The sequence below is a fragment of the Sphaerisporangium flaviroseum genome, from assembly GCF_039537005.1.
Classification (GTDB): domain Bacteria; phylum Actinomycetota; class Actinomycetes; order Streptosporangiales; family Streptosporangiaceae; genus Sphaerisporangium; species Sphaerisporangium flaviroseum.
Window position 1 is genome coordinate 129,624 of sequence record NZ_BAAAZR010000028.1, and the last position, 17,295, is coordinate 146,918.

At 69.1% G+C, this 17,295-nt stretch carries 15 protein-coding genes; 7 read left to right on the top strand and 8 right to left on the bottom strand.

The window, feature by feature from the left end:
- The first annotated feature begins 31 nt into the window (after positions 1–31).
- From ABD810_RS28595 to ABD810_RS28605, 3 genes are all read left to right on the top strand, one after another.
- Positions 32–856, top strand: a complete 825-nt coding sequence (locus tag ABD810_RS28595) for a helix-turn-helix domain-containing protein (protein ID WP_344947164.1) — start codon at positions 32–34, stop codon at positions 854–856.
- A complete protein-coding gene (locus tag ABD810_RS28600; protein ID WP_344947166.1) occupies positions 846–1,052 on the top strand; it encodes a DUF397 domain-containing protein in 207 nt (68 codons plus the stop codon). The genes ABD810_RS28595 and ABD810_RS28600 overlap by 11 nt, the downstream gene beginning before the upstream one ends.
- A gap of 535 nt (positions 1,053–1,587) precedes the next feature.
- On the top strand, positions 1,588–2,622 hold the full coding sequence (locus ABD810_RS28605) for a hypothetical protein (protein WP_344947168.1): 1,035 nt from the start codon (positions 1,588–1,590) through the stop codon (positions 2,620–2,622).
- A 49-nt stretch (positions 2,623–2,671) separates the two neighbouring features.
- Here the strand turns inward: ABD810_RS28605 and ABD810_RS28610 are convergent, their stop codons facing one another.
- Genes ABD810_RS28610 through ABD810_RS28630 form a run of 5 tightly spaced genes read right to left on the bottom strand, consistent with a single transcriptional unit; the run spans position 2,672 to position 8,912 of the window.
- Entirely contained in the window at positions 2,672–4,261 is a 1,590-nt protein-coding gene (locus ABD810_RS28610) for an acyl-CoA synthetase (RefSeq protein WP_344947170.1), read from the bottom strand.
- A 35-nt stretch (positions 4,262–4,296) separates the two neighbouring features.
- Positions 4,297–5,445 carry a thiolase domain-containing protein gene (locus tag ABD810_RS28615; RefSeq protein ID WP_344947172.1) on the bottom strand — a complete coding sequence of 383 codons (1,149 nt, stop codon included), beginning with the start codon at positions 5,443–5,445 and terminating at the stop codon, positions 4,297–4,299.
- 1 nt (position 5,446) lies between these two features.
- Positions 5,447–6,466 carry a thiolase domain-containing protein gene (locus ABD810_RS28620; RefSeq protein ID WP_344947174.1) on the bottom strand — a complete coding sequence of 340 codons (1,020 nt, stop codon included), beginning with the start codon at positions 6,464–6,466 and terminating at the stop codon, positions 5,447–5,449.
- Between the two features lie 9 nt (positions 6,467–6,475).
- The gene (locus tag ABD810_RS28625; RefSeq protein WP_344947176.1) at positions 6,476–7,378 is read right to left on the bottom strand and encodes a Zn-ribbon domain-containing OB-fold protein; all 903 of its coding nucleotides are present in this window, start codon (positions 7,376–7,378) and stop codon (positions 6,476–6,478) included.
- Positions 7,368–8,912 (bottom strand): acyl-CoA synthetase, encoded by a 1,545-nt coding sequence (locus ABD810_RS28630; RefSeq protein ID WP_344947178.1) that lies wholly within the window; start codon positions 8,910–8,912, stop codon positions 7,368–7,370. The genes ABD810_RS28625 and ABD810_RS28630 overlap by 11 nt, the downstream gene beginning before the upstream one ends.
- A gap of 239 nt (positions 8,913–9,151) precedes the next feature.
- Between ABD810_RS28630 and ABD810_RS28635 the strand changes: the two genes are divergently transcribed.
- Positions 9,152–9,967, top strand: coding sequence for a crotonase/enoyl-CoA hydratase family protein (locus ABD810_RS28635; RefSeq protein WP_344947180.1), 816 nt, complete (start codon positions 9,152–9,154; stop codon positions 9,965–9,967).
- A gap of 33 nt (positions 9,968–10,000) precedes the next feature.
- On the opposite strand, the gene ABD810_RS28640 is transcribed toward ABD810_RS28635, so the two are convergent.
- The gene (locus ABD810_RS28640; RefSeq protein WP_344947182.1) at positions 10,001–11,167 is read right to left on the bottom strand and encodes a damage-control phosphatase ARMT1 family protein; all 1,167 of its coding nucleotides are present in this window, start codon (positions 11,165–11,167) and stop codon (positions 10,001–10,003) included.
- Between the two features lie 69 nt (positions 11,168–11,236).
- Positions 11,237–12,352 (bottom strand): NAD(P)H-dependent flavin oxidoreductase, encoded by a 1,116-nt coding sequence (locus ABD810_RS28645; protein ID WP_344947184.1) that lies wholly within the window; start codon positions 12,350–12,352, stop codon positions 11,237–11,239.
- A gap of 251 nt (positions 12,353–12,603) precedes the next feature.
- Here ABD810_RS28645 and ABD810_RS28650 point away from each other — a divergent pair, with 251 nt between their 5' ends.
- A complete protein-coding gene (locus ABD810_RS28650) occupies positions 12,604–13,563 on the top strand; it encodes a LysR family transcriptional regulator (protein WP_344947187.1) in 960 nt (319 codons plus the stop codon).
- Between the two features lie 85 nt (positions 13,564–13,648).
- On the top strand, positions 13,649–15,136 hold the full coding sequence (locus ABD810_RS28655; RefSeq protein WP_344947190.1) for a S1 family peptidase: 1,488 nt from the start codon (positions 13,649–13,651) through the stop codon (positions 15,134–15,136).
- A 70-nt stretch (positions 15,137–15,206) separates the two neighbouring features.
- Here ABD810_RS28655 and ABD810_RS28660 read toward each other — a convergent pair whose 3' ends face one another.
- Positions 15,207–15,725: a hypothetical protein gene (locus ABD810_RS28660; protein WP_344947193.1), complete on the bottom strand. Its 519-nt coding sequence runs from the start codon at positions 15,723–15,725 to the stop codon at positions 15,207–15,209.
- Between the two features lie 345 nt (positions 15,726–16,070).
- Here ABD810_RS28660 and ABD810_RS28665 point away from each other — a divergent pair, with 345 nt between their 5' ends.
- Entirely contained in the window at positions 16,071–17,225 is a 1,155-nt protein-coding gene (locus ABD810_RS28665) for a S1 family peptidase (protein ID WP_344947196.1), read from the top strand.
- Positions 17,226–17,295: the final 70 nt, after the last annotated feature.

Genomic DNA, 17,295 nt, shown 5'->3' on the forward strand with positions numbered 1-17,295 from the left:
AAACGGCTCTTTTCGGATGGTAGGTCAGGATATGCCCCCCGATACTGAGACCGAACCGCCCCAGTCCCCACGAGCGCTGTTCGCCTACGAGTTGCGTCAGCACCGCGTGGCAGCGAAGCTCACGCAACGGCAGCTTGCTGCTCATATGGGGTACTCGGATGCCATGATCGCCATGATCGAAACAGTAAAACGCCCTCCTTCTCAACGCTTTGCGGAACTATGCGACGAGGCCCTCGGCCTGGACGGCACTATGAAGCGCCTATACATCGCCACCACATGGGACAAGGCGCCAGAGTATTTCAGACCGTGGCTCGACGAAGAACAGGCGGCGACCGGCCTGCGGAGCTGGGAGCCAATGTTGGTTCCCGGCCTCTTCCAGACCGAGACGTACGCTCGGCTGGTTCTAGCGGCTGAGCCCGGCACCACCAGTAGCGAAGTGGACGAGCGAGTCAAAAGTCGTATGCAGCGCAAATCCATTCTGCACCGACAGAACCCTCCTCTGATTTCGATCCTGCTGGATGAGGCGGTGATACGTCGCCCTGTAGGGGATGCGGAAGTCATGCGGGACCAACTGAGCTACCTGCTTGAGGTGGCAAACCACCCACAGGTGACCATTCAGGTGATCCCTTACTCCGCACAAGCCATGTGCGGTCTCCTTGGCGGCTTCATCATCGCTGAGCGGAACGAAGTGCCTTATACGGCCTACGTGGAAGGGCAGCCCAACGGACGTACCGTTGAAGACCGCAACGTCATCGGCAAGCTTCTACGCCGATATGACGCGATCAGGGCCGAGGCCGTACCGTTCAGTCAGTCGCTAAGACTTATAGAGGAAGCGGTGAACCAACGTGGCTCCTGACCTTCGGGGCGCTCAGTGGCGTAAGAGCACCCACAGCGGATCTGACGGCGGCAACTGTGTCGAAGTCGCATCGAACCTGTACGACCAGCTCGCCATCAGGGACAGCAAGAATCCGGACGGTCCAGCATTGATCTTCACCCCAGGCGAGTGGTCCGCATTTGTGACCAGCATCAAGACTGGCACCCTGGGCGCCTGAGACACCACTCGACAAGCCCTCGGCCAAGATCTGCCAACACAAGGAAGCCCTCGCCACGGCGAGGGCTTTCCTCACATACGGAGCCGAGCGCCCCAGCTACCGCGCCCCGCACAATCAGCCAACACGACGCCCACGCTTCCCACCCCAGGCGGTCCGCCGTAGAAGGCGCCGGATTCGCCGCACCACACCCGCCCGCCCCGGCGCCCAAAGGGCACACAGGCTGGCGAGTGGAAGTCCCCCCGCTGGGCGAGTGGAGGTCCCCCGCGACATTGACGTCCGGGGAGTGTGAGGGGCCGGCAGGCCCCTCATCGGGGGTTCGGGGGCTTGCCCCCGATGAACACAGCCCGAGCGCGTTTGCGCGAAGCGCGGGACTGCGAGGCCCATGCCGTACGCCACCAATGGCCGCATGCGGGGCCCGATGCCGGGGGCGGCGTCTGGCACGTTCACAGGAACCTTTGTCCCAATTGTGCATCTGGGCCGGGGTCCTTCTGGGAAGATCGCAGGGACGGATGGCCGATCTCCCGGAGGGGCGGCAGTGGACGGATTCTTCGTCGATTACGGTGGGTTGAACGACTTCCAGCGAAAGCACACGGCACGGCAGTCGACCGCGAACGACTTCGTTCGCGCTTTCGAACAGTTACACCCCCAGCCGGCGGACTTCCCCGAGGCCGCCGGGGACTCCCAGACGATGATCAATGAGCAGTCGACGGCGGCCGTGACGGCGGCGGGCCTGGTGAGCGCGAGCCATCACGACACGACCCTCAAGGTGAACGCCATGGGGTCTCACTACGGCCAGGCCGAAGCGGCGAACACCGGGGCGGTGACAACGCTCGCCAAGGAGACGGACACCGGGGCGGCGGTAACGCTGGCCGGGGGCGCGAACTGGGACGAAGAGCCGCCGGTCGGCCCCAGGGGGATGAGCTTCGCCGTCCAGGCCACCTCGGCCATCTCGTCGCTGACCGGATTGCTCCGGGCCACGAACCTGAAGAGGGACCCGTTCTATGCCTTCGTCGGCGGCTCGGCGGCCGCCGGCCTCAATATGGTCGCGACGATGATCGTGGTGGCGAACACACGTGACGCGGACGTGTGGGAACAACGCGGGTACGCGGCCGCGTCCTTGAGAGACGGCCTCACCGAGCACGCCGGCGCCATCCGCCACGCGGCCGACGCCACCGGCGACCACCTGCGGGGAGACGCCGGCGACGCCTTCAGAGGCTTCGTGACCACCGACGTGGTCGTCCCGAACAAGACCCTCGCCGACGCCGCCGGCGAGATGGCCCTCTACTCCATGGCCGCCGCCGAAGCGCAGCGGAAGTTCAACAACCAGATCATCGCCGCGGCGTCGGTGAGCATGCTGCTCGGCACCCCGGCGGCATATTGGCTCCCGCCGGTCCAGGGGGCCGTGGCGGTGTGGTGGCTGCTCTACGTGCTCAGATGCCGCAGGGAGCTGAAGAACGACTTCGCCGCCGCCGCCGCCCACCTCGGTCGGACGGCGGCGCTACACGACATCAGCCACAAACTCCGAGGCGGCTCCGGCACTCAGGCAGCCCCGCGGACCGTGACGGTGTGAGCCCGTGACCGGCGGCGGGGCCATCGATCAGGCCCCGCCGCCGCCCGGGTCAGGCCATGGCCGCCTGGGCGGTCTCCTTGGCCCACCGGTAGTCGGCCTTGCCCGCCGGTGAGCGGACCATGCGGTCGACGAACGCATACGTGCGCGGCACCTTGTAGCCCGACAGCTTGTCCCGGCAGTGGGCGTCAAGCTCCTCGACCGTCAGCGTCACGCCTTCCCTCGGCTCGATGACGGCGGCGACGCGGCTGCCCCAGCGCTCGTCCGGGATCCCGGTCACGACGGCGTCGAAGACGGCCGGATGTCCCTTCAGTACGGCCTCGACCTCCTCGGGGAAGATCTTCTCCCCGCCGCTGTTGATGCACTGCGAGCCACGCCCGAAGACCAGGATCGTGCCGTCGTCCTCGATGCGGGCGAGGTCGCCGGTGAGCAGCCAGCGCGTCCCCTCCGCGTCGGTGACGAACGTCCTCTCGGTCTTGTCCGGGTCGTTGTAGTACCCGAAGGCGATGTTGCCGGCCTTGGCGACGGTCCCCATCTCCCCCGACCCCGGTTTGACCGGTTCCATGGCGTCGTTGAGCACCGCGAGCGTGGCGGTGGCGTTGGGCTGGTACTTCAGGCCGGACTCGGGCGAAGAACCCGCGACGGCCGAGGCGGTGAAGCCCGACTCCGTCGAGCCGAAGCTGTCGACGATCATCACGTTCGGCAGCAGCTCCTGCAGCCGGTCACGCACCGTGCCCGTCAGGATGGCCCCGGTCGAGCTGAAGACGAGCAGCGACGACAGGTCGTACGATCCGGCGGCGATCTCCTCGGCGAGGGGCCGCGCCATGGCGTCGCCCGTGATGTTGAGGGTGAGCACCTTCTCGCGTTCGATCGTGCGCAGGACCTCCGCGGCGTCGAACTTGCGGGTGTAGACGATCGTGGAGCCCATCCACCAGGAGATGAACGTGGCCATCTGCGCCGCTCCGTGCATCAGCGGAGCGGCGGGCATCATGATGATGGGCGTGGAGCTCTTCGCCGCCTCGATGACCTCGCCCGGCTCGCTGCGTGGCTCGCCGTACGGGTTGCCGCCGCCGAAGGCCATGAACAGGTCCCTGGTGCGCCACATGACGCCCTTGGGCATACCGGTCGTGCCGCCGGTGTAGATGATGTAGACGTCCTCGCCCGACCGCCGCGGGAAGCCGTCGCGCCCCTCGGACCGCCCGGCGAGCGCCTCGTCGTACGGCACGGCGCCCTCGACGCGCGAGGGGCCGCCGACCGCGATGAGGGTCTTCAGCCGTGGGCACCGCGGGGCGGTCGCGGCCACCCGGTCGTCGAACTCCACGTCGAACAGCAGCGCGACGATGTCGGAGTCGGTGTACAGGTAGAACAGCTCCGCCTCTACGTACCGGTAGTTGACGTTGACCGGCACGGCCCTGATCTTCAGCGTGGCCAGGAGGCCGGCGATGTACTCGATGCCGTTGTAGAGATGGATGCCGACATGCTGGCCGGGCTGGACGCCCCGCTCCAGCAGGAAGTGCGCGAGCCGGTTGGCGTGCGCCTCCAGCCCGGCATAGGTCATACGGGTGTCCCCGCAGATGACGGCCACGCGGTCCCCGATCGCGTCGGCCAATCCCTCGAACAGATCAGCATGGTTGAACTCCATCGGGGACTCTCCTTATAAGTCGCGCCTACCGGTGCTCATGGCTTGTCGCTCCCGACGATCCACATGGCGAAGAACTGGGCGCCTCCGCCATAGGCGTGGCCGAGCGCGCGGCGCGCCCCGTCCACCTGGTGCTCGCCCGCGAGGCCCCTGACCTGGAGGGCGGCTTCGGCGAAGCGGATCAGGCCGGAGGCGCCGATGGGGTTGGAGCTGAGGACACCGCCGGAGGCGTTCCAGGGGATGTCGCCGTCGAGGGCGGTGGCCCCGGACTCGGTCAGCTTCCAGCCCTCGCCCTCGCCCGCGAAGCCGAGGTTCTCCAGCCACATCGGCTCGTACCAGGAGAACGGCACGTACACCTCGGCGACGTCGATCTCCCGCCGGGGGTCGGTGACCCCGGCCTGGCGGTAGACGTCGGCCACGCAGTCCTTGCCCCCCTGCGGGTTCACCGTGTCACGGCCCGCCCGGAAGATCGGTTCGGACCGCATGGCCGTGCCGTGGACCCAGGCGGGAGTGCCGGTGACCTTGTGCTCGGCCGCCAGCACCATGGCGCAGGCCCCGTCCGAGGACGGGCAGGTCTCCAGGTAGCGGATCGGCTCCCAGAGCATCGGCGTGGACTCGACCATCGCCCGGTCGATGCCGGGGATCCTCAGGTGCGCGTACGGGTTCTTCAGGGCGTTCTGCCGGTCCTTGACGGCGACGAGCGTGCCGATGTGGTCGGGCGCGCCGGAGCGGCGCATGTACTCGCGGATGTGCGGGGCGAAGTACCCTCCGGCGCCGACGACCAGCGAGGCGTTGAACGGCAGGTGGGTGGAGAGCGCCCACGTCGCGTTGGACTCCGACTGCTTCTCGAAGGCGACCACGAGCACCCGGTCGTGCACGCCGCCCTGGATCAGCGAGGCGCCGACCAGCCCGGTCGAGCCGCCCACGCTGCCCGCCGTGTGCACGCGCATCATCGGCTTGCCCGCGGCGCCGAGCGCGTCGGCGAGATAGGCCTCGGGCATCATGACGCCCTCGAACAGGTCAGGCGCCTTGCCGATGACCACCGCGTCGATGTCCTTGAACGTCAGCCCGGCGTCCTCCAGGGCACGCAGCGCGGCCTCCCGCACGAGCCCGGCGATCGAGACGTCACCGCGCTTGGTCTGGTACTTGGTCTGTCCGATCCCGATGACGGCGCAGCGGTTCCCCATGTCAGGCCTCCATGACGGTGACGAGGTTCTGCTGGAGGCACGGGCCCGATGAGGCGTGGCCGACGGTGCGGCCGGCGCTCCCGTCGAGGACCCGCTGGGCGGCCTCGCCGATGCGGATGAGCCCGGTGGCCATGACCGGATTGGCGGCGAGCGGTCCGCCGGAGGGGTTGACCACCGTGTCCGGGGGCAGCCCGAGCGCCTCACGGAGGATGAGCTCTTCGTGGCTGAACTGCGCGTGCAACTCGGCGACCTCGACGGGACCCTTGCCGACCCCCGCCGCTCGTGCGGCATCGGCCGCGGACGCCGAGCGGGCGAGGTCTCGCATCCCGAGGTAGTGGGGCTCTATTCGATGGGCGATCCCGGTGATCCACGCCGGGCGTTCCACCAGTTCCCTGGCCAGGTCACCGGCCGCAAGGACGATCGCCGCGGCTCCGTCCGTGACCGGGGCGACGTCGCTCGCCCGCAGCGGGCGGACCTCGTACTCCTCCTCGCCGGGATCGGGCAGGTCCAGAGCGTACGGATTGGCCCGGCCGTCGGCGCGGCTGCGCCGTACGATCTCGCGCAGGTCGCCCTCGTCGGCGCCGAGCGCGGCGGCCTGGAGGGCGGCGAACGAGACCTGGTCCAGGCCGAGCGGCACCAGGTAGTACGGGTCGAGCTGGAGCGTCATGATCTCCCGGAGGTCGCCCTGGGAGGACTTGCCGTACCCGTAGACCAGCGCGGAGTCCACGTCGCCGTGCTGGAGGCGCACCCAGGCCTCGTAGAGCGCCCAGGCGGCGTCCATCTCGACGTGGCTCTCCGAGATGGGCGGCCAGGCACCGATGGCGTCCAGCGCGGAGACGAAGGAGAACGGCGCGCCCGCCAGGTAGTCGCAGCTTCCCGAGCAGGTGAAGCCGAACCTGGACAGCCCCGATCGCTTCTTGACCTCCTGGATGACCGGCGAGATCAGCTCAGGCTCGATCAGCCCCTCGTCGTGGTCGGTGTGCTTCGTCTGGGCGAACGCGACGACCGCTACCTCACGCACGCGACCCCCTCACAGCTCGGCGTCGGGCTCGCCCGTAGGGGCGAACCACTTGATGTTGCTCATGGACAGGGTGCGTTCCTCGGGGGGCAGCCAGACGGCCTTCACCCGCATGCCCTGCCGTACCTCACGCGCGGGGACGTCGCCCATCAGCGCGATCATCGGGACGTCCGCACCGTCGAGCAGGATGTACGCGGAGACGAACGGCACCTCGGGCGCGCGCGGGTCGGGCAGGTTGTTGATCGCGAAGGTGGTGACGGTGCCGGTGTCGGGCAGCTCCACCTCCTCGCCGATCGTGGAGCCGCACTGCGGGCAGGTGGTGCGGTACGGCACGTAGACCTTGTCGCATTGCGCGCAGCGCCCGGCGAGGAAGACGCCCTCCCGGACGCCCTCGAGGAAGCGGGCGAGCGACCGCCCGGCCCGGATGTGGTACCGGGTGCGGACCTGCGAGATCATCGTGGTGACCTCGGGCACGAAGCAGGCGATGTCGGTGATGTGACCGGTCCGCTCCGCCTCGGGCTTCCAACGAGGACGCACCCGCAGCCCCGGCCGCATGGCCTTGGCGGCGGCGGCCTCGACGGCGTGGACCAGCGAGGTGTCCGCGCCGTCCAGCTTGATCAGCGCCCACGCGAACGGCCGGTCGAGCGGGTGTCCCTCGCGCGGCGTCTCCACCCAGGCCCAGGTCACCACGGTGCCCGCCGGGCCGACCTCGACGAAGGTGTCCGTCACCGGCTCCCCCGTGCCCGGCTCGTACTCAAGGGGCGGCACCAGCACACGGCCTTCCGCCGTTCGCACGCCGACGATCCGCCCGTCGCGTAACTCCGTGAGGAAACGCCCGATCACCGGTCCGGTCGTGCGGGTGTACCCTCCGGGGAACTCCAGCACGTGTTCGGCGATGAGCGGTTCAGATGGCACGATCGCGGCCCTCCCAGTAGGGATCACGGAGTTTGCGCTTGAGGAGCTTGCCGTTCGGCTCACGCGGCATCTCCTGGATGAAGTCGATCGAGCGTGGCCACTTCATCCTCGCCAGCCGGCCGTCCAGCGAGCCGAGGATCTCCTGGGCCAGCTCAGGTCCGGGGGCGCAGCCGGGTGCGGCCTCCACGACGGCCTTGATCTGCTCGCCCCACTCGTCGTCCGGGATGCCGAAGACGGCGACGTCGGCCACCTTGGGGTGGACCATCAGCTCGTTCTCGATCTCGGCGGGGTAGATGTTGGTGCCACCCGAGATGATCATGTCGGCCTTGCGGTCACAGAGGAACAGGAAGCCGTCCTCGTCGAGGTAGCCGATGTCCCCGACGGTGAAGTAGTCCCTGAGCCGGTTCGCCGCGGTCTTCGCCGGGTCGCCCTTGTACTCGAAGCGGACCCCGGCCATCTTCATGTAGATCGTGCCGGGCGTTCCGGTGGGGACGGGCTCGTTCTCCTCGTCCACGATGAGCAGCTCACTGATCGGCCACGCGGAGCCGACGGTGCCCGGGTGCTTCTTCCAGCCATCCGGCGTGGCGATGGTGCCGCCGCCCTCGGTGGCCGCGTAGTACTCGTAGATGCAGTCGCCCCACCACTCGAGCATCGCCCACTTCACCGGGACCGGGCAGGGCGCGGCGGCGTGGATCATCCACTTCAGCGAGGAGAGATCGTACTTGTGCTTCACCTCGTCGGGCAGGCCGAGCAGCCGTTTGAAGTGCGTCGGCACCATGTGAGAGTTGGTGATCCGGTACTTCTCGCAGAGCCGCAACGTCTCTTCCGGGTCCCACTTGTCCATGTAGACGAGCGTGTGCCCCATGTGCAGCGCCGTGCCACCGAACTGGGTGACCGCGGTGTGGTAGTTGGGCGAGGTGACCAGGTGGGCGTTGGGCTTGCCCGCCGTGATCCCGAACAACGAGAGCAGGAAGGTCATCAGCTCGGCCGCGTCGTCGGGGTCCAGCCCGCTCAGCGGTCGCCTGACCCCCTTGGGCCTGCCCGTGGTGCCGGAGGTGTAGTGCATGGTGGCACCGGCCGTACGGTCCTCGGGGAGCGCGTCGGACTGTCCCACGGTGAGCTCGGCCACCGGCCGGAAGCCGGTGATCTTGCCGAACGAGAAGCGCCGGTGTTCCTCGATCGCCTCGGCGCCCCGCGTGCCCTCCGTGGCGTACCGCTCGTGGACGAAGAACGCCTTGGCCTCGCTGTCGGCGACGATGTAGGCGATCTCGGGCCCGGTGAGGTGCCAGTTGATCGGCGTGTAGTACCAGCCGGCCTGCAACGCGGCGAGGTAGAGGGTGAGCCCGTCGACGCCGTTCGGCACCAGGCCGCAGAACCCGTCGCCCGCCTTCATGCCGAGGGCGCGCAGGCCGTGGACGAGGCGGTCGGCTCTCGCGAGCAGCTCTCCCGCCGTGTATTCGGTGCCATCGGGATCCACCGCGGCGATCCAGCCGGGATCCGCCTGCGCAAGCCTCCAGAAGCCGAGCGAGCCCATCGGAACTCCCTTGTCCGGTTCCGCTTTGACGACCGCAACGTCCCCCGAATCCGCCGCAGTGAAGCACGTTCCTGACGGCCCGGCAAGACCTGGCGCTACGGGAGGGTTACGAACGAGAATCTGTTCTAGTTCGCAAGCCGCAGACTAACCCGCCCGGCGCTGGCCGAGCAAGCGCTTGATTTGACTTCGACGCCCGTACGGCTAGCCTGGCAAACGCTTGATCACAGAGGAGGGTGTCCATGGAGCTCCTGCCCATCAGCACGCCGCACTGCCGCGTCGAGCGTGACGGCCATGTCGTCGTGGTGACTATGGACCGGCCCGAGGCCAAGAACGCGCTCTCCTCGGACATGCTGATCGGGCTCGCCGATGCCTGGGCCTACATCTCCGCCGAGCCTGACGTCCGCGTGGGCATCCTGACCGGTGCGAACGGCACCTTCTGCGCCGGCGCCGACCTCAAGGCCATGGGCACGCCGTCCACCGACCCGCGCGTGCTCAAGCGCGCCAAGGAGATCCCCGACTTCCACTGGAAGGGGCTGCTCCGCGACAGCGACGCCCTGCCCACCAAGCCGATCATCTGCGCGATCGAGGGCTACGCGGTCGCGGGCGGCACCGAACTGCTCGTCGGCACCGACCTGCGGGTCGTCGCCGAGTCGGCGACGCTCGGCCTGTTCGAGGCCAGACGCGCGCTGTTCCCCATGGGCGGCAGCGCGATACGGCTGCCGCGCCAGATCCCCTACGCCTTCGCCATGGACCTGCTGCTCACCGGCCGTGCCGTCACCGCCCGGGAGGCGCTTTCGATGGGCCTGGTCAACCGCGTCGTGCCCGACGGCGAGGCGCTGACCGCCGCGCGCGAGATGGCCGACCAGATCTGCGAATGCGGGCCGCTCGCGGTGCAGGCGATCCTGCGCACCTACCGCGAGACGCTCGGCATGGCCGAGGCCGAGGCCCTGAAGGTCTCCGACGCCCTCGGCTGGCCGGTGATCGGCTCGGAGGACGCCAAGGAGGGCTCGCGCGCCTTCCGCGAGAAGCGCCCCGCCGTCTATCGCGGCCGGTGAGCTGACCGGACGGCGAGCGGGCGGCAAGCTACGTCAGGACCGGGCCTGGATCATGGCATGGGTGCCCGTCGTGCGCCACGGCTCCCCGGTCGCGTCGAGTTCGGCCAGTGTGTGCTCGTCCAGGCCGACCAGCGCGTCCGACTTGAGCGTGCGCAGGGCGACGACCGGCCCGGGGAAGTAGGCCGTGACCGCGGCGAACGGCGTGGTGGGCGGCCACACCTGGTCGCCGACCAGCCTGCGGTAGTTGAGGTCTCCCTTGGTGATGGTCAGGGACGCCGAGGCCAGCTCGTCGCGGAGGTCGCCGGGCATGTCCCGGTACGGCAGCGGGGCGCAGGAGAAGGGGTGGGCACGCAACGTGAGCCGCCCGTCGCCCATCGCCCGCCACAGGCGCCCGCCCACCTCACCGGCCCGGCCCGGCGCGGCTGCCAGCCGCCGCAGGCAGGCCACCACGTCCGCGGGCGTGGCGTCCGACACGAAGTACGGATGCGGCTTGACGTGCAGGACCACCTCGGTGGCCAGGCCTTCGGCCAGCAGGTGGTCGATCAGGATCAGGTCGGGCATCAGCTCGCGCCCGGCGTTGTCCGCGAGCACGCAGATCTTCCCCGGCGGGCGGTCACGGACCAGCGACCACAGCAGGGCGCTGTCGTCGACGACCAGCTCGGCGACGTGCTCGCGCTCGCCGGTCAGCGTGACCTGGAACGACAGGTCCGCGCGGTTGCCCCAGAGCGATCCCAGCAGGAGCGCCTTCGCCCGCTCGTCCCGCGGCAGCGTGCCCGCCTTGTCGAGCGCGGCGAGCTCGTCGTCGACGGCCGCGCCCAGGAGCTCGGCCTGCTTGACGGGCCCGAACGGGTCGACGCCCCGCCACGGGCCGTCGCCGAAGTAGCCCGTGGCGTCGAGCAGCTTGCGGTAGAAGTAGACCTCGCCCCACAGGAACGGCACGTCGACCCACCGCCGCCCGAGCTTGTCCCTGCCCCACTCGGCCCACGCGGCGAAGTCGTGCGCCGAGGCGTCGAGCGGCTCCATCACGTCGCGCGCGACCTCGTCGTCCAGCCGGTCGAGCGCCGCGAGCCGGTCAGGGGTGTACGGCAACGCCTCCCTGACCTGGCGCAGCAGGACCGGATGCCGGTCGCGGAAGACCCCCAGGGCGTACGATCCTGGCACGTTGCCCATGATGGGAGGCGCGTCCAAGCTCTCCGGCATCGATCCCCAGCTCCTCCGCTCGGCGTTCTACCCCGGCAAGTAAATCGCACGGTGGAGGCGGGGCCGCGATCAGTCCGCCGTGAGGCGGTCCATTCGTTCGACCGCTTCGACGTACTCCTCGACCAGGCCGAAGACCACGTCCTTGGCCGACTTGACCTGGTTCATGGAACCGATGATCTGGCCGGCCGGGAACGTCGCGAGCTCGGCGGCGTCGGAGTTGCCGATCCTGCGCAGCGCGCCCGAGATCAGCATGAACTGCAGCGGCATCGGCAGCGTGCCCGGCGACTCGGCCGACTCCCAGGCGTCGGTCCACTCGTTCTTGAGCAGCCGCGCGGGCTTCCCCGTCCAGGAGCGTGACCGCACGGTGTCGCGGGAGGTGGCCGCCAGGATCTTCTGCCGGGCGTGTTCCGGGGTGTCGGCCTCCTCGACGGTGAGCCACAGCGAACCGGTCCAGATGCCCTCGGCGCCGAGGGCGATCCCCGCGGCCATCTGGCGGCCGGATCCGATGCCGCCCGCGGCGAGCACGGGGACGTCGACGGCGTCGACGACCTGCGGGATCAGCACCATCGTGGAGATCTCCCCGGTGTGCCCGCCGGCCTCGGTGCCCTGGGCGACGACCACGTCCACGCCCACCTCGACCTGCTTGATCGCGTGGCGTGGCGTGGAGGCGAGGGCGGCGACCTTGACCCCCTTGGCGTGGGCCAGGTCGACGATGTCCTTGGGCGGCGGGCCGAGCGCGTTGGCCAGCAGCGCGATCGGGTGCTTCAGCGCGGTCTCGACCTGGGGACGCGCGGTGGCGTCGGTCCAGCCGAGCAGCACCCTGCCCGCGTCCGCGTCACCGGACAGCGGGGGCACCCCGTGCTCGGTGAGCAGGTTCTCGACGAACCGCCGGTGCCCGTCGGGGATCATCCCCTGGAGCCTGGCGACCAGTTCCTCGGGCGAGTCGACGCCGAGGTCGGCTCCGGCGTACGAGGCCGGCATGACCACGTCCACGCCGTAGGGCTTACCGTCGACGTGGTCGTCGATCCACTTGAGCTCCATCTCGAGCTCGTCGGGAGTGAAGTAGAGGGCTCCCAGCACGCCCATGCCACCGGCGCGGCTGACCGCGGCGACGACATCCCGGCAGTGGCTGAAGGCGAAAATCGGCAAGTCGATCCCGAACATGTCGGTGACACGTGTCCGCATGACTTCGAATGTACGGGGGACGCGCAAACAACTGCAACGCGTTCTATCTAGAACCTTCGCTCGGTTCTACCAGCGGGTAACCTGAGCAGGAAGCGCACGTGGCACCCGGCAGGAACACGTTCCAGTCAGCGGATGGCCTTCGTCTTCGAGGATTGACGCGTCGGCCCTTCGGCATAGATCCGACCAGTAACAGTCAGATTTCGTGACAAATCATCATTGCGGACATAACACGGTAGTCGTACGTTCACGGTATGGATCTGGAGCTCCGTCACCTCAAGATCGTGCGCGCGGTCGCCGAGGCCGGGAGCGTCACCAAGGCAGCCACCCAACTCGGGCTGGCCCAGCCATCGCTGACCGCGCAGCTGAAACGGATCGAGCGCACGCTCGGTGGCGCTCTCTTCGAGCGCGACCGCAACGGCGCCCGCCCCACCCCCCTCGGGGAGCTCGTCCTGACCCGAGCGCGTGTTCTGCTACCAGCCGTACGCAACCTCCAGGAAGAGGCGGTCCGGTTCGCCAACACCTATGAAGGAATTCCCGGTTTCCGGATCGGCGCCACCCACGGGCCGATCCTGGGCGGCCTTGTCGAGCGCCTCATCGCCGTCCACCCGGCCACGCCCATCAGCACCCGTACATCGTGGTCGGCGCGGGAGCTCACCACGATGGTGAGCGCCGGACGGCTCGACTTCGCGCTCATCGGCACCTGCGGGGACACCCCGCCGCCGGCCGCCGAGGTCATGACCTGGACCACCGTGGGCTCCGACCCGGTCTTCGCGCTGCTCGGTGAGGACCATCCACTGGCCGGAGAGAAGGAACTGGAGCTTTCCGCCCTCGCCGACGAGGAATGGGCGGCCGCGCCCGGGGACGGCTGCTTCGCCGACTGCTTCGCCGGCGCCTGTGCGCGGGCGGGCTTCGTCCCGAAGACCGTGTACGAGTCCGACGTGGCCACGGGCCTGCACCTGGTGAAGGTCGGCAAGGCCGTGGCGCTGTGCCAGGCGACGTTCGAGCTGACCGCCGGGCTGGTGATGATGCCGATCATCGGGGCTCCGCTGCGCTGGAGGCACCTGCTGGGCTGGCATGCGGACTCCGTCGCCGCCCGTGCGGCACCCTTGGTGGCGGATCATGCTCGGGACGCCTACGCCGACGCCATACGGCGCAGCACACGCTACGTCGACTGGCTGGTGGCCAACCCCCAGTTCGGGGCGATTCCATAACACTGCGGTAGGGACGAACCAATATGTCCGCGACCGGCATGGGCCCGACTACGGTGACGGCACCCCCCGACACCGAGGAGAGCCCATGCTCCGCAGACGCACGGTCACCGCCGGATGCGCTCTGGCCATCAGCGCCCTCACCCTCATGACCGCCCCCGCCATCGCGGAACGCGAACCGGCGGGCGCGACCGGAACCTCCGCACTCAAGCCCCCGCCCGGCATGGTCGAGGCCATGCAGAGGGACCTGGACATCACCGCCGAGCAGGCCGAGTCGCGCCTGCTCAACGAGGCACGCCTCGGCGGCGTCGAAGTGCAGGTCCGCAAGAAGCTCACCGGCACCTTCGCCGGCTCGTGGCTCAGCGGACCGACATCCGCCACCCTCACAGTCGCCACCACCGACGCCTCCGCGGCCTCCGCCATCACCGGCTCCGGAGTCCAGGCCAAGGTCGTCGCCCGCACGCTCGGCGCGCTGGACGCCGCCAAGCAGACCCTCGACCAGGCCGCCGCCCAGGCACCCGCGTCGACCCCTGTGTGGTACGTCGACGTGCGCACCAACAGCGTCGTCGTCCTGTCCTCCCAGCCCGCCGAGGCCGAGTCGTTCATCGCGGCCAGCGGCGTTGACAGGGCCGCGGTGCGGGTCGAGCAGTCGAGCGAGCGGCCCCAGACCTACTACGACGTGCGCGGCGGTGACGCGTACTACATCGGCTCGTCCCGATGCTCGGTCGGCTTCTCGGTGACGAGGGGCACCCAGGGCGGCTTCGTCAGCGCCGGCCACTGCGGCAGCACGGGCAGCAGCACGAGCGGGTTCAACCGGGTCGCGCAGGGATCCTTCCAGGGATCCTCGTTCCCGACCAACGACTACTCATGGATCGCGGTCAACACCAACTGGACGCCGCAGCCGTGGGTCAACAACGGCAGCGGCGGCAACGTGAATGTCAGCGGCTCCACGGTGGCGGTCGAGGGCGCCTCGATCTGCCGGTCCGGCTCCACCACCGGCTGGCACTGCGGCACGGTGCAGCAGCGCAACACCAGCGTCACCTACTCGCAGGGCACCGTCTACGAGGTCACCCGCACCAGCGTCTGCGCCGAGCCCGGCGACTCCGGCGGCTCCTTCATCTCCGGCAGCCAGGCCCAGGGCGTCACCTCCGGCGGATCGGGCAACTGCTCCTCCGGCGGCACCACCTACTTCCAGCCGGTCAACGAGATCCTGTCGGTCTACGGCCTCACGCTGAGGACCAGCGGCACCACCCCGCCGCCCACCGGCTGCAGCGGTTCCCAGCAGAGCTTCACCGGCAGCCTGACCAGCGGCGCGAGCGCCTACCAGCCGAACAACTCGTACTACCAGTCGACCGTCTCCGGCACCCACACCGGCTGTCTCGACGGCCCCAACGGGGTCGACTTCGATCTCTACCTGCAGCAGTGGAACGGCTCTGCCTGGGTCAACGTGGCGAGCGGCACGTCGTCCGGCCCGGACGAGACCGTCAGCTACTCCGGCGCGGCCGGTTACTACCGCTACCGCGTCCACGCCTACAGCGGCTCCGGCTCCTACACCCTGGGTCTGAGCCGGCCGTAAGCACCGGCGCCCGTACAGCGGCGCGTGGCGCCGCCGGCCGACGTGGACGGCGGCGCCGTGAAGCGTGATCTCAGCCAATCGGGCGGATCTTGATGATGACGTGCTGCGCCGAGACCGTGATGCGTGCCGAGCCGGTCATGCCGGCGTAGTGATCGGTGCCGCCGGTGATCGCGGCACTGCTCGTCCACGGTGGGTTGCCCGCCCAGTCGTCCATGCCGAGCAGCGTGATCTGGCCGCGCTTGGTGCGCAGCACGTGCGTGCACTGCGCGATGACGCCCTGCGGGGTGGCCTGGACCGCCGAGCAGCGGGCGCTGCCGTCTCCGGCCCTCTTCTTTTTCACGTCGAAAAGGGAGAGGTAGGTTACCCAGGAATCGCCCGCTTTGATCTGTCCGGGCTGGGTGTTGACCACCTTGTCCGCGTAGAAAATGAGCTCGGTCGACTTACGCTTCGGGGCGGGCGTGGATGTGGACGTCGACGCCAATGGCGACGCCGACGCCATATCGGGCGGAACGATGGCAATCGATACCCCCAGGAAGGCGATGACCAGCGCGGTCGTGGCAGATCGACGACGGAGCGAGAACCCTGACATTTCTCCTCCAAATAGGGAGAGGGGATGCGGAGGGAGAGGCCGCCTTTCGTTCTACGGCGGCAGAACATTGTGTCCGCCGACCCTCCGCACTGGCAACGATCAGATTCGCGACATAAACGCATTCACTACGCAAGTCACGAATGAAATTCACCGAAGTTCTCCGGCAGACCGGCGCCGTCACCCCCGCCGCCGACCGGCTTCGGCCGCCACCGCCCTTAGCGCCGGCCGGGGTTCCATGACGCGGTCGCGGGTTCCATAACGCCGCGATAGGGGCTAAACGATAGCTCCGCGTCTGGCGTGAGCGCAGTTACGGTGGCGGCACCCCCCCGAGACCTAGGAGATCCCATGCTCCGCAGACGCACGGTTACCACCGGATGCGCTCTCGCAATCAGCGTCATCACCCTCATGGCCGCCCCGGCTTCCGCAGACCGCGTCTCAGCCGCCGCGACCGGGTCCGCCACCCAGCCCGCGCCCACCATGCTCGACGCCATGAGCCGCGACCTCGGCATCACCAGAGAGCAGGCCGAGTCCCGCCTGCTCAACGAGGCACGCTTCATGGGTGTCGAGACGAGCGCCCGTGAGCGGCTCGGCGACAGCTTCGCCGGTTCGTGGCTCAGCGGGCCGACCTCGGGAACGCTCACCGTCGCCACCACGGACGCCTCCGCCGCTTCGTCCGTGACCGGCACCGGTGTCCAGGTCAAGGTGGTCGCCCACAGTCTCGCGACGCTCGAAGCCGCCAAGAAGGCCCTCGACGACGCCTCCGCCCAGGCCCCCGTATCGGTGCCCGTGTGGTACACCGACACGCGGACCAACAGTGTCGTCGTCCAGTCCTCCCAGCCCGCCGAGGCCGAGTCCTTCATCGCGGCCAGTGGCGTGGACAAGGGCCTGGTCCGGGTCGAGCTGTCCAGCGAGCAGCCGCAGACCTTCTACGACCTGCGCGGTGGCGACGCGTACTACATCAACAACAGCGCACGCTGCTCGATCGGATTCTCCGTCCGGCGCGGCACCACGCCCGGCTTCGTCAGCGCCGGCCACTGCGGCAGGGCGGGCAACAGCACCACCGGCTTCAACCGGGTCGCCCAGGGCACCTTCCAGGGCTCGTCCTTCCCGGGCAACGACTACTCGTGGGTCGCGGTCAACAGCAACTGGACCCCCAGGCCATGGGTGCGCGGCAGCAGCGGCAACGTGACCGTCAGCGGCTCCTCCGTCGCCGGCGTCGGCTCCTCGATCTGCCGTTCCGGCTCCACCACCGGCTGGCACTGCGGCACCGTCCAGCAGCTCAACACCAGCGTCCGCTACTCGCAGGGCACCGTCAGCGGCGTCACCCGCACCAACGTCTGCGCCGAGCCCGGCGACTCCGGCGGCTCCTACATCTCCGGCAGCCAGGCCCAGGGCATGACCTCCGGCGGGTCCGGCAACTGCAGCACCGGCGGCACGACGTTCTTCCAGCCCGTCAATGAGGCCCTGTCGGTGTACGGCCTCACACTGGTGACCGGCTGACGCCGGTCCCATCGACCGGTCGGCGACCTCCCTCCTGACCGGTCGGCCCGCCCGTCAGGCACCCCCCGGC

Bases quoted from the DNA above. Each gene is read 5' to 3' on its own strand.
- ABD810_RS28595 (WP_344947164.1), top strand. From the start codon at position 32: ATGCCCCCCGATACTGAGACCGAACCGCCCCAGTCCCCACGAGCGCTG.
- ABD810_RS28610 (WP_344947170.1), bottom strand. From the start codon at position 4,261: ATGGAGTTCAACCATGCTGATCTGTTCGAGGGATTGGCCGACGCGATC.
- ABD810_RS28615 (WP_344947172.1), bottom strand. From the start codon at position 5,445: ATGGGGAACCGCTGCGCCGTCATCGGGATCGGACAGACCAAGTACCAG.
- ABD810_RS28630 (WP_344947178.1), bottom strand. From the start codon at position 8,912: ATGGGCTCGCTCGGCTTCTGGAGGCTTGCGCAGGCGGATCCCGGCTGG.
- ABD810_RS28635 (WP_344947180.1), top strand. From the start codon at position 9,152: ATGGAGCTCCTGCCCATCAGCACGCCGCACTGCCGCGTCGAGCGTGAC.
- ABD810_RS28640 (WP_344947182.1), bottom strand. From the start codon at position 11,167: ATGCCGGAGAGCTTGGACGCGCCTCCCATCATGGGCAACGTGCCAGGA.
- ABD810_RS28645 (WP_344947184.1), bottom strand. From the start codon at position 12,352: ATGCGGACACGTGTCACCGACATGTTCGGGATCGACTTGCCGATTTTC.
- ABD810_RS28650 (WP_344947187.1), top strand. From the start codon at position 12,604: ATGGATCTGGAGCTCCGTCACCTCAAGATCGTGCGCGCGGTCGCCGAG.
- ABD810_RS28655 (WP_344947190.1), top strand. From the start codon at position 13,649: ATGCTCCGCAGACGCACGGTCACCGCCGGATGCGCTCTGGCCATCAGC.
- ABD810_RS28660 (WP_344947193.1), bottom strand. From the start codon at position 15,725: ATGTCAGGGTTCTCGCTCCGTCGTCGATCTGCCACGACCGCGCTGGTC.
- ABD810_RS28665 (WP_344947196.1), top strand. From the start codon at position 16,071: ATGCTCCGCAGACGCACGGTTACCACCGGATGCGCTCTCGCAATCAGC.